At 54.0% G+C, this 12,303-nt stretch carries 11 protein-coding genes; 7 read left to right on the forward strand and 4 right to left on the reverse strand.

All coding sequences use genetic code 11. The features are described 5' to 3' along the window. The first annotated feature begins 119 nt into the window (after positions 1-119). Positions 120-1,310, forward strand: coding sequence for a mannonate dehydratase (gene uxuA, locus AC6EMZ_RS07575; protein ID WP_498401852.1), 1,191 nt, complete (start codon positions 120-122; stop codon positions 1,308-1,310). A 46-nt stretch (positions 1,311-1,356) separates the two neighbouring features. On the opposite strand, the gene yeiP is transcribed toward uxuA, so the two are convergent. Beyond that, entirely contained in the window at positions 1,357-1,929 is a 573-nt protein-coding gene (yeiP, locus tag AC6EMZ_RS07580) for an elongation factor P-like protein YeiP (RefSeq protein WP_498401853.1), read from the reverse strand. 165 nt (positions 1,930-2,094) lie between these two features. Here yeiP and AC6EMZ_RS07585 point away from each other — a divergent pair, with 165 nt between their 5' ends. Then, a complete protein-coding gene (locus AC6EMZ_RS07585; protein WP_498401854.1) occupies positions 2,095-2,349 on the forward strand; it encodes a YkgJ family cysteine cluster protein in 255 nt (84 codons plus the stop codon). Here AC6EMZ_RS07585 and setB read toward each other — a convergent pair. Further along, positions 2,346-3,527, reverse strand: a complete 1,182-nt coding sequence (setB, locus tag AC6EMZ_RS07590) for a sugar efflux transporter SetB (protein WP_498401855.1) — start codon at positions 3,525-3,527, stop codon at positions 2,346-2,348. The genes AC6EMZ_RS07585 and setB overlap by 4 nt on opposite strands. Before the next feature lie 366 nt (positions 3,528-3,893). On the opposite strand from setB, the gene fruB reads away from it, so the two are divergent. Genes fruB through fruA form a run of 3 tightly spaced genes read left to right on the forward strand, consistent with a single transcriptional unit; the run spans position 3,894 to position 7,670 of the window. Then, a complete protein-coding gene (gene fruB / locus AC6EMZ_RS07595; RefSeq protein WP_498401856.1) occupies positions 3,894-5,024 on the forward strand; it encodes a fused PTS fructose transporter subunit IIA/HPr protein in 1,131 nt (376 codons plus the stop codon). Beyond that, entirely contained in the window at positions 5,024-5,962 is a 939-nt protein-coding gene (gene fruK / locus AC6EMZ_RS07600) for a 1-phosphofructokinase (RefSeq protein ID WP_498401857.1), read from the forward strand. Before fruB ends, fruK begins: the two co-directional genes overlap by 1 nt. Before the next feature lie 16 nt (positions 5,963-5,978). Continuing rightward, positions 5,979-7,670: a PTS fructose transporter subunit IIBC gene (gene fruA / locus AC6EMZ_RS07605; protein WP_498401858.1), complete on the forward strand. Its 1,692-nt coding sequence runs from the start codon at positions 5,979-5,981 to the stop codon at positions 7,668-7,670. Between the two features lie 49 nt (positions 7,671-7,719). Here fruA and nfo read toward each other — a convergent pair whose 3' ends face one another. Both nfo and AC6EMZ_RS07615 read right to left on the reverse strand, forming a co-directional pair. Then, positions 7,720-8,577, reverse strand: coding sequence for a deoxyribonuclease IV (nfo, locus tag AC6EMZ_RS07610; RefSeq protein WP_498401859.1), 858 nt, complete (start codon positions 8,575-8,577; stop codon positions 7,720-7,722). A gap of 64 nt (positions 8,578-8,641) precedes the next feature. Continuing rightward, entirely contained in the window at positions 8,642-9,688 is a 1,047-nt protein-coding gene (locus tag AC6EMZ_RS07615) for a YeiH family protein (RefSeq protein ID WP_498401860.1), read from the reverse strand. A 98-nt stretch (positions 9,689-9,786) separates the two neighbouring features. Between AC6EMZ_RS07615 and yieE the strand changes: the two genes are divergently transcribed. Further along, a complete protein-coding gene (gene yieE, locus AC6EMZ_RS07620) occupies positions 9,787-10,653 on the forward strand; it encodes a DNA-binding transcriptional regulator YeiE (RefSeq protein WP_498401861.1) in 867 nt (288 codons plus the stop codon). Positions 10,654-10,783: 130 nt separating this feature from the next. Further along, complete coding sequence (lysP, locus tag AC6EMZ_RS07625; RefSeq protein ID WP_498401862.1) at positions 10,784-12,253, forward strand: lysine-specific permease; 1,470 nt, start codon at positions 10,784-10,786, stop codon at positions 12,251-12,253. Positions 12,254-12,303: the final 50 nt, after the last annotated feature.

The following is a 12,303-nucleotide window of genomic DNA, read 5'->3' on the forward strand; positions in this document are numbered from 1 at the left end:
GGATTCTGTGAGTTCGAACAATCAATGTTGCGCGGTGGATTGACCATCATCACCAAGCATGTATGGTAGTCGTCATTGCGTTAACATATTTTGGTATAACAACTTGAGAGGGTGTGGCAATGGAACAAACCTGGCGTTGGTACGGACCGAACGATCCGGTTTCTCTTGATGATGTGCGTCAGGCTGGCGCAACGGGCGTTGTGACAGCATTGCACCATATTCCAAACGGTCAGATGTGGCCGGTGGAAGAGATCAAAAAGCGTCAGGCTATTCTGGCGGAAAAGGGCTTAACCTGGTCAGTCGTAGAAAGTATTCCCGTCCATGAAGATATCAAAACGCATTCCGGTGAGTACGAGACCTGGATTGCTAACTATCAGCAGAGCATTCGTAACCTCGGAACCTGTGGTATTGATACGGTGTGCTACAACTTTATGCCGATTCTTGACTGGACGCGTACCGATCTTGAGTACCAAATGCCGGACGGTTCAAAAGCGCTGCGTTTCGACCAGATTGCCTTTGCGGCATTCGAACTGCATATCCTCAAGCGTCCGGGTGCCGAAGCGGATTACTCTGCGCAAGAGCAGCAACAAGCGCAGCAGTGGTTCAACGACGCAAGCGATGCGGATATCGAAAAGCTGACCCGCAACATCATTGCCGGTTTACCCGGTGCGGAAGAGGGTTATACCCTGGATCAGTTCCGCGCGCGTCTGGCGGAATATGGCGACATCGACAAGAATCAGCTGCGCGAAAATATGGCTTACTTCCTGCGGGCGATTGTTCCGGTAGCTGAAGCCTGCGGTTTACGCCTGGCCGTCCACCCGGACGATCCACCGCGTCCTATCCTGGGCCTGCCGCGTATTGTTTCAACGATTGAAGATATGCAGTGGCTGAAAGAGACCGTTGATAGCATCAACAATGGCTTCACCATGTGTACCGGTTCGTACGGTGTGCGTGAAGATAACGATCTGGTGCGCATGATCGAAGCCTTTGGCGATCGTATTCACTTCACCCATCTGCGTGCGACCTGTCGTGAAGATAACCCAAAAACCTTCCACGAAGCGGCTCACCTGGGCGGCGATGTGAATATGGTGGCAGTAGTTGATGCGATTCTTGGGGAAGAGCAACGTCGTAAGCAGGCAGGTGATTTGCGTCCGATCCCATTCCGTCCGGACCACGGGCACCAGATGCTGGACGATCTTCGCAAGAAAACGAATCCAGGTTATTCGGCGATTGGTCGACTAAAAGGGATGGCGGAAGTGCGCGGTGTTGAACTGGCGCTGAAGATGACGAAATATCCAGAACTGTTGTAACCAGAATGGTTGTAAAAAGAAACCCGGCGTAAGCCGGGTTTTTTGTTTAGTCTGCGCGACCCATGTAACGTTTTTCTTCGATATGGATGCGGATCTTCTCGCCAGCGGACAGGTATTCAGGAACCTGTACCACCAGACCTGTGGTCAGCGTCGCAGGTTTGTTACGTGCGCTTGCTGATGCCCCTTTAATGCCAGGGGATGTTTCGACGATTTCCAGATCGACCGTCTGTGGCAGTTCCAGCGCCAGCAGCTGGCCGTCCCAGGTCAGAACCTGCATATCCGGCATTCCACCTTCAGGAATAAACAGCAACTCATCTTCAATCTGATCTTTGGTGAAGATGTAAGGGGTGTAATCTTCTTTATCCATGAACACGTATTCGTTGCCGTCAATGTAGGAGAAATCAACGAAGCGACGGGTCAGGGTCACGGTATCAACAATATCATCGCCTTTAAAACGCTCTTCAACCTTCAGCCCGCTACGGACATCGGCAAAACGCATTTTGTACAGCGTTGCTGCGCCACGGGCGCTCGGGGACTGAACATCGATATCTTTCACAATCAGCAGTTTGCCGTTGTAGTTCAGTACCATACCTTTCTTAATTTCGTTCGCTCTTGGCATTGCAATAATCCTGTTTACGGAGAGGTAAAAAATATCGCGCCAAATTACTCGTGCGCGGCCTTTCAGGCAAGAGGAATTCGTGGCTTTTGCTATCAATACACAAAAGGTGTTACTGTGCGCCCGATGCCCGACTACACGGGCTTCAGCTAATGACAGAGAGTGCTTATGGATTGCCGTCCAGACTGTGGCGCGTGCTGTACTGCGCCGTCCATTTCAAGCCCCATTCCGGGGATGCCGGATGGCAAGCCTGCCAACACGCGTTGTATCCAACTTTCCGAACATAACCTGTGTCATATTTTTGGTTCGCCGCTGCGTCCGCAAGTGTGCGCTGGGCTTCAGCCTGCAAAGGATATGTGCGGCAACTCGCGTGAACAGGCGATAACGTATCTTCTTGAATTAGAGGCGCTTACCGCGCCCTAAACATCTTTGATGCGTGTCAGGCAGCCGACCGTAATGATGCACATGACCAGCGCAATCCAGAACACCGTGTGATAGCTCCAGATTTCCGCCACGATACCCGCAAGCGACCCCGCAATAATCCAGCCGACGCGCGTAGTATTGGTATAAAGAGTGGTTGCTGCTCCTGCCTGACCCGGCATCAAATCCTGAAAGTAGAGCATACCGATGCCTGCAAGAATGCCGATATAAATGGCGTTCAGCAGTTGTAAAGCAAGCAACAAGGCTGGCGTATGAACCGTTAGCATCCCCACGTAAAACAGCAGACCCGCCACGACCGCAATGCGCATCAGGAAACGTTTACCGAAGCGTTTAGCGTAATAACCTGCAATCAGCATGGTCGGGATTTCCAGACCAGCCGCCGTGCCCATCATTATGCCCGCTAATTTTTCCGGTAGATGAAGCTCATCTATAATAAACAGAGGCATATTGATGATATAGAGGCTGTTGGTTCCCCACATCAGCGTACAGATGGTAAACAGAAGCAAGGCATCGCGACGATTACGGCGCGGAGCTTCCAGCGTCCCCGTTGCCAGTTTCGGTTCTTTACGCATCGTCGGCAGGAAAAACCACACCATCACGCCGCACACCACAAAGGCAACAGCAGCGCTGAGATACATCGCCGTAAAGCCGAAACCCATCGCCAGCGCATACGCCAGCGGCGGGCCAATGACCCACGCCAGAGAAACCTGGGCGCGCAGAATAGAGCTGAACATCACCGCTTCGCGGCCAGTATGGTCTGCATGTTCGCGCGCAAGGGCAAACATCTGCGGGTTAGCGGTCGAACCAAAACTGCTGAGGAACACGCCGACAAACAGGAGAACGAAATAGTTACGGTTCCAGGCGAATAGCAGGCACGCAAAGACGCCAAGCAGACAGCAAAAAACGATCAGACTTTTACGATCGCCTTTTCTATCGGAGCGGCCGGCCAGAAACTGGCTGACCAGGATGCCGATGATGGCGCTACCCGTGAAAAAGAAGCCAACCATCGCCGGGCGAGCGTGGACTTCGTTAGTCAGGAATAAACTGAGCGTTGGTGTCTGTAACGCACCGGCAATACCCGTGAGGAAGGCAACAATCAAAAACGCCGATGACGTCAAATCAAATGGCTTTGGTGAGGCGGCAGCGGGGGAGTTGTGCATGTTTCTGTATCAGTGATTTGAAGAAGGGCGGAGTTTACGCCGCCTGTCAGAAAATAAACAGATGTTGCGGTCAATTTCGCCACGAAAAATCAAAATGGCATTTCAGGTTAGATGTTCAAGCTGAACATTGCTGAAGTGAGCGGTTTTGCATGGTTTTAGCATCAGCAAAAAGAGAAGGGTGGATGAAAAATGTGCTGTATATCTAAGTTCTGAAACGAGAAATGTAACTTTTCTTGCAAGGTTCAGCAGAAAGCGCAAGACTTCTTGAAACGTTTCAGCGCTATCTTGCCTTATCTAACGAAGTAAGTTAGCGCATTTTTTCTCATAGAAGCTGAAACGATTCAATTTCAGCACGAGAGGAGAGCCATGTTCCAGTTATCAGTGCAAGACATTCATCCGGGCGAGCAGGCCGGTAATAAAGAAGAGGCCATCCGCCAGATTGCAGCCGCCCTTGTGCAGGCAGGCAATGTGGCAGACGGCTATGTTAACGGCATGCTGGCGCGTGAACAGCAGACCTCTACCTTCCTGGGTAATGGCATCGCTATTCCGCATGGCACCACCGACACCCGCGATCAGGTGCTGAAAACCGGCGTTCAGGTTTATCAGTTCCCGCAGGGCATTCTCTGGGGTGAAGGTCAGGTGGCTTATGTGGCTATCGGGATTGCCGCCAGCAGCGATGAACACTTAGGTTTGCTGCGTCAGCTGACGCACGTGCTGAGCGATGATTCTGTTGCTGAGCAGCTGAAATCAGCCGCCACAGCAGAAGAACTCCGCGCATTGCTGATGGGTGAGAAGCAAAGCGAAGCGCTGAAACTGGATAACGATACGCTGGCCCTGGACGTTGTCGCCTCCGACCTGGTGACGTTGCAGGCGCTGAACGCGGGACGCCTGAAAGCCGTAGGCGCGGTTGATACCGCATTTGTGGTTCGCGCCATCAACGATAAACCATTGAATTTAGGCCAGGGTATCTGGCTGAACGACAGCGCCGAAGGCAACGTGCGCAGTGCCATCGCGGTAAGCCGTGCTGCCACTGCATTTGACGCAGAAGGCGAAAACGCAGCGCTGCTGGTGACCGTGGCGATGGCTGACGATCAGCCGGTTGCGGTGCTCAAGCGCCTGAGTGACCTGCTGCTGAACAATAAAGCTGACCACTTGCTGAACGCCGACGCCGCTACGCTGCTGGCGTTGCTGACCAGCGATGACGCGCCAACTGACGACGTGCTGAGCGCTGAATATGTGGTCCGTAATGAACACGGTCTGCATGCCCGTCCGGGCACGATGCTGGTGAATACCATCAAGCAGTTCGAAAGCGATATTACCGTGACTAACCTTGATGGTTCCGGCAAACCGGCGAACGGTCGCAGCCTGATGAAGGTTGTTGCATTGGGCGTGAAGAAAGGCCATCGCCTGCGTTTCTCCGCACAAGGTCCTGATGCTGAACAGGCGCTGAAAGCGATTGGCGATGCCATCGCGGCAGGTCTTGGGGAGGGCGCATAATGAGCAGACGTGTTGCTACGATAACCCTCAACCCGGCCTATGACCTGGTCGGCTTTACACCTGAAGTGGAACGCGGTGAAGTGAACCTGGTGCGGACCACCGGCCTGCATGCTGCGGGTAAAGGGATCAACGTTGCTAAGGTGCTTAAAGATTTAGGCATTGATGTGACCGTGGGCGGTTTCCTCGGTAAAGACAACCAGGACGGTTTCCAGCAGTTGTTCAGCGAACTGGGCATTGCTAACCGTTTCCAGGTGGTGCAGGGCCGTACCCGCATCAACGTGAAGCTGACCGAAAAAGACGGTGAAGTGACCGATCTTAACTTTTCCGGATTTGAAGTCACGCCTGCCGACTGGGAACGTTTTGTTAACGATTCTCTGACCTGGCTCGGCCAGTTTGACATGGTCTGCGTGAGCGGCAGCCTGCCGTCCGGCGTCAGCCCAGAAGCGTTTACCGACTGGATGCTGCGTCTGCGCAGTCAATGTCCGTGCATTATCTTCGACAGCAGCCGTGAAGCACTGGTTGCCGGTCTGAAAGCCGCGCCGTGGCTGGTTAAGCCAAATCGCCGCGAGCTGGAAATCTGGGCTGGCCGTAAGCTGCCAGAATTAAAAGATGTGATTGAAGCAGCCCATGCGCTGCGTGAGCAGGGTATCGCTCATGTGGTGATTTCTCTGGGTGCGGAGGGCGCGCTGTGGGTTAACGCGTCTGGCGAATGGATTGCCAAACCACCGTCGGTGGAAGTTGTCAGCACTGTAGGTGCAGGAGATTCAATGGTTGGCGGTCTGATTTATGGCCTGCTGATGCGCGAATCCAGTGAGCATACGTTACGTCTTGCTACCGCTGTTGCCGCCCTGGCCGTTAGCCAGAGCAATGTTGGTATTACCGAACGTACCCAGTTGGCCGCGATGATGGCGCGCGTTGACTTACAACCTTTTAACTAACAGCAGGAGAGGCATAATGAAAACGCTGCTGATCATTGATTCCGGTCTTGGACAGGCTCGTGCCTATATGGCGAAGACTCTGCTAAGCGCGGCGGCACACAAAGCGCATGTCGAGATTGTCGATAACCCGAACGACGCTGAAATGGCCATAGTTCTGGGCGATAGCATTCCTGCTGACAGTGCGCTGAACGGTAAAAAAGTGTGGCTGGGTGATATTAATCGCGCCGTGGCACATCCAGAATTATTCCTGAGCGAAGCGAAAGGCCACGCCGCTATTTATACGGCTCCAGTTGCGACTGCTGCGGTGACGGCGAATGGTCCAAAACGCGTCGTGGCGATCACCGCATGTCCTACGGGGGTTGCACATACCTTCATGGCGGCTGAAGCCATCGAAACCGAAGCGAAAAAACGCGGCTGGTGGGTGAAGGTTGAAACACGCGGCTCGGTGGGTGCGGGCAATGCGATCACTCCAGAAGAAGTGGCTGAAGCGGATCTGGTGATTGTGGCGGCGGATATCGAAGTGGATCTGGCGAAATTTGCCGGTAAACCGATGTACCGTACCTCTACCGGTCTGGCGCTGAAGAAAACGTCGCAGGAATTTGACAAGGCGCTGGCAGAAGCCAAGCCGTATCAGGCGTCTGCGAAATCCCAGTCTGCAACCGAAGGCAAGAAACAGTCCGCAGGGGCGTATCGTCACCTGTTGACCGGTGTGTCCTTCATGCTGCCGATGGTGGTCGCGGGTGGTCTGTGTATCGCGCTTTCTTTTGCATTCGGTATTGAGGCGTTTAAGGAGCCGGGTACGCTGGCTGCTGCATTAATGCAGATCGGTGGCGGTTCGGCATTTGCGCTGATGGTCCCGGTGCTGGCAGGTTACATTGCGTTCTCCATCGCTGACCGTCCGGGTCTGACCCCGGGTCTTATCGGCGGTATGCTGGCGGTAAGTACCGGTTCTGGCTTTATCGGCGGAATCATCGCCGGTTTCCTGGCAGGTTACGTGGCGAAAGCCATCAGCTCTAAGCTGAAGCTGCCGCAAAGTATGGAAGCGCTGAAACCGATTCTGATCATCCCACTGATTTCCAGCCTGGTGGTTGGCCTGGGTATGATCTACCTGATCGGTAAACCGGTTGCGGGGATTCTTGAAGGTCTGACTCACTGGCTGCAAACCATGGGCACCGCGAATGCGGTACTGCTGGGTGCAATCCTCGGTGGCATGATGTGTACCGATATGGGGGGGCCGGTGAACAAAGCGGCTTACGCCTTTGGTGTTGGCTTGCTGAGTACTCAGACGTATGCGCCGATGGCAGCGATTATGGCGGCAGGTATGGTGCCACCTCTGGCGCTCGGTCTGGCCACTATCATTGCCCGTCGTAAGTTTGATAAAGCGCAGCAGGAAGGCGGTAAAGCGGCTCTGGTACTGGGTTTGTGCTTCATCACTGAGGGTGCGATTCCATTCGCCGCTCGTGACCCGATGCGCGTCCTGCCTTGCTGTATCGTTGGCGGTGCGGTAACAGGAGCTATCTCCATGGCAATCGGCGCGAAACTGATGGCACCACACGGTGGCTTGTTCGTTCTGCTGATCCCTGGGGCGATTACCCCGGTGCTGGGTTATCTGTTCGCGATTATTGCCGGTACGCTGATTGCAGGTCTGTCTTACGCGGTGCTGAAGCGCCCGGAAGCAGACGCGGCGGCGGTCGCTAAAGTCGCATAAGTCAGTTGAACCAAGTAAAAAGCCGGGTGCTTATGCAACCCGGCTTTTTTTATGCCGCCTGTTCAGCGGTTTGCTGTGCCTTCAACCAGGCAATTTCCTCTGCCCAGATATCCGGATTAACGGTCTCAAGCACCATCGGGATCCCGTCAAAGCGGGAGTCCTGCATGATAAAGCGGAAGGCGTCATGACCGATATTGCCTTCACCCAGGCTATGGTGGCGATCGACGCGGCTACCAAAGGCGCTTTTCGCATCGTTTAAGTGCATCCCGCGCAGATATTTAAAGCCGACGATGCGTTCAAACTCAGCAAACGTTTTCTCACACTCTTCCTGGCTGCGCAGATCGTAACCGGCAGCAAAGGCATGACAGGTGTCAATACAGACGCCGACGCGGGATTTATCCTCCACGCCGTCGATAATCGCGGCCAGGTGCTCGAATTTGAATCCAAGGTTGCTGCCCTGACCCGCAGTATTTTCAATCACCGCCGTAACGCCGTCGGTCTGTGCCAGCGCGATGTTGATGGATTCTGCGATGCGCGCCAGACAAGCATCTTCGTCGATTTGCATCAGATGGCTGCCCGGATGAAAGTTAAGCAGCGTCAGGCCAAGCTGTTCGCAGCGTTGCAGTTCATCGAGAAACGCGTCGCGAGATTTATCCAGCGCTTCCTGCACCGGATGGCCCAGATTAATGAGGTAGCTGTCGTGCGGAAGAATTTGCCCCGGCCCGAAATGATACTTTTCGCAGGCGGCTTTGAAGTCATTGATGATTTCAGGGGTGAGCGGCGCGGCGCGCCACTGACGCTGGTTTTTGGTAAACAGGGCGAAAGCGGTCGCCTCGATTTCGGCGGCGCGAATGGCGGCATTCGCAAGGCCACCTGCAGCGCTAACGTGCGCTCCAACATATTTCATAAAGGGACTCCTGTTAACCCGAAACGCCTATGATAGCGGGTTAACAGGAGAAGGATGTAGTGGTTTATGCCATCAGGCTGTGAACCGCCAGGTTAATTGCGCCGCCACCGACGATAAGCCAAATGAACAATACCAGTGCCATCAGCAGCGGTTTCGCGCCGGCTTTTTTCAGGGCGCTGACGTGGGTTGTCAGGCCCAGTGCCGCCATCGCCATCGCCAGCAGAACGGTGTCCAGCGTGACCAGCATATCAACCACTGCTTTTGGCAGCAGGTGGAAGGAGTTAAACGCTGCCACCACGATAAACAAAATCGCAAACCACGGAATAGTAATTTTGCTTTTCTCGCCTTTTCCGGCAGGGGCGAGCTGTTTAACACGGGCTGCCAGAATAATCAGGAACGGTGCCAGCATCATGACGCGCAGCATTTTAGCAATCACCGCCGCGTTTTCAGCATCCGGACTGATGGCATGACCCGCCGCTACTACCTGCGCCACTTCGTGCATCGTCGAGCCAATATAGATGCCGTAGGTTTCAGGGGTAAACCAGTGTGACACCAGCGGATACATGGCGGGGTACAGGAAAATCGCCAGCGTACCGAATATCACCACAGTGGCAACGGCTACGGTGACTTTACTGGATTCCGCTTTGACCACAGGCTCGGAAGCAAGCACCGCCGCCGCGCCGCAAATGCTACTCCCCGCGCCAATCAACCAGCTGGTTTGCTTGTCCAGACCGAAGACTTTCTGTCCGATAAAGCAGGCCAGTAAAAAGGTGCTGGTCAGCGTGAGGGCATCGATGGCAATCCCGCTAACGCCTACGTCCGCAATCTGCGAAAAAGTGAGGCGGAAACCATAAAGAATAATCCCGAGACGTAGCAGGTGCTGCTTGGCAAAAATGACGCCACCGTCGCAGGATTTCGTGATCTGCGGGTAGACCGTATTCCCAACCACCATCCCGAGCAGAATCGCGAGCGTTAATGCGCTAAAACCCGCTCCCGCAACCGTCGGAAAGCTACCTGCCCATAATGCTACGCCGGTGATGACTGCGCTGAGCGCAAGGCCCGGCACGAAATGCCAGACTGTTCGATGATGTTGTAGGGTGAGTGCTGTCATAACCTTCTCCTTTGTCTGGCTAAAAGATTACGGCGCTCTGGCTTAAAAATAAAATTGATTATATATTTATAATTAATCTCTATAAGTGGTAAGCAACCATGCACATAACATTGCGTCAGCTGGAAGTTTTTGCCGAAGTGCTGAAAAGTGGGTCAACAACCCAGGCCTCTCAGCGACTGGCTTTATCGCAGTCTGCGGTGAGCGCTGCCCTCACCGATCTGGAAGGTCAGCTTGGCGTTCAGCTTTTCGACCGAGTAGGGAAGCGTCTGGTGGTGAATGAGCATGGCCGCTTGCTGTATCCGCGCGCGCTGGCGCTGCTGGAACAAGCTGTCGAAATTGAGCAGTTGTTCCGCGAAGATAACGGTGCAATCCGCGTATTCGCCAGCAGCACTATCGGCAACTATATCCTGCCGGAAGTGATTGCCCGCTATCGCCGCGATTTCCCGACGCTGCCGCTGGAAATGAGCGTTGGCAATAGCCAGGATGTGATAAACGCCATTATTGATTTTCGCGTGGATATCGGCCTTATCGAAGGCCCGTGTCATAACGTGGATATTGTCGCCGAGCCGTGGCTGGAAGACGAACTGGTGGTGTTTGCCTCTCCGGCCTCATCGCTGTTGCAGGGCGAGGTGACGCTAGAACGTTTGGCGCAGGCACCGTGGATTTTACGTGAACACGGTTCCGGCACGCGCGAAATTGTCGACTACCTGCTGCTCTCGCATTTACCGCAGTTTCATCTGGGGATGGAGCTGGGTAACTCAGAAGCTATCAAGCATGCGGTGCGTCATGGGCTGGGGATCAGTTGCTTGTCTCGCCGGGTGATTGCCGAACAGCTTGAGAGTGGATCCTTAGTCGAAATTGTGGTCCCGCTGCCTAAGCTGGTGCGCACGCTATGGTGCATTCATCACCGCCAAAAACATCTTTCGAACTCGCTGCAGCGCTTTTTACGCTACTGCGAACTCTAGCCGAGATTCTGCTTTACTTATAATTTGGCGCACGTCATGAAGGTCTCTTATAACTGCGCATTTCTGCCAGAAGGATGGCTTATCGTCTGCTACAATCGCGCCTCATTTTTAAAATGGACAGCATTTTCATATGGTTTCCGAAACTAAAACAACAGAAGCGCCCGGGCTACGTCGCTCACTTAAGGCGCGTCACCTGACGATGATTGCCATTGGCGGTTCAATCGGTACAGGTCTTTTCGTCGCATCCGGTGCGACCATTTCAGCGGCAGGCCCTGGCGGCGCGCTGTTTTCCTATATCCTGATTGGCCTGATGGTGTACTTCCTGATGACCAGCCTGGGTGAACTGGCGGCTTACATGCCGGTGTCCGGTTCCTTTTCTACCTATGGGCAAAAGTACGTTGAAGAAGGCTTTGGCTTCGCGCTGGGCTGGAACTACTGGTACAACTGGGCGGTGACTATCGCCGTTGATCTCGTGGCGGCACAGCTGGTGATGACCTGGTGGTTCCCGGATACACCAGGCTGGATCTGGAGTGCGATGTTCCTCGCGGTCATCTTCCTGCTTAACTATATTTCTGTACGCGGCTTCGGTGAAGCGGAGTACTGGTTCTCCCTGATCAAAGTGACCACCGTGATTATCTTTATCATCGTCGGTGTGGCGATGATTTTCGGTATCTTTAAAGGAGCTGAACCTGCGGGGTGGAGCAACTGGGAAATAGGCGACGCGCCGTTTGCCGGTGGTTTTGCCGCGATGATTGGCGTGGCGATGATCGTTGGTTTCTCCTTCCAGGGGACCGAGCTGATTGGTATTGCAGCCGGTGAATCTGAAGATCCAGAGAAGAACATTCCACGCGCGGTGCGTCAGGTCTTTTGGCGAATCCTGCTGTTCTACGTGTTTGCTATCCTGATTATCAGTCTGATCATTCCGTATACCGATCCGAGCCTGCTGCGTAACGATGTAAAAGACATTAGCGTCAGCCCGTTCACGCTGGTGTTCCAGCACGCGGGACTGTTGTCAGCCGCGGCGGTAATGAATGCCGTTATTCTGACGGCTGTGCTGTCGGCGGGTAACTCCGGCATGTACGCCTCCACGCGTATGCTGTACACCCTGGCGTGCGATGGCAAAGCGCCGCGCATCTTCGCCAAACTGTCTCGCGGTGGCGTACCGCGTAACGCGCTGTATGCGACGACGATTGTTGCGGGTCTGTGCTTCCTGACCTCAATGTTTGGCAACCAGACGGTTTATCTGTGGCTGCTTAACACCTCCGGTATGACGGGCTTTATTGCCTGGTTAGGGATTGCGATTAGCCACTATCGCTTCCGTCGCGGGTACGTTATGCAGGGTCACGATATTAACGATCTGCCGTATCGTTCAGGTTTCTTCCCGCTGGGACCAATCTTCGCGTTCGTTCTGTGTCTGATTATTACCCTCGGTCAGAACTACGAAGCCTTCCTGTCTGACACCATTGACTGGGGCGGCGTGATGGCGACGTATATCGGTATTCCACTGTTCTTGATTATCTGGTTTGGTTATAAGCTGTCCCGAGGCACACGCTTCGTCAGCTATAGCGAGATGGATTTCCCCGGACGATTTAAGAACTAATTGCAACTCCTCTTTCAAAGCCCGCTCAATCGAGCGGGTTTTTTTATGTC

Source organism: Enterobacter sp. SCRI0065 (assembly GCF_059766475.1).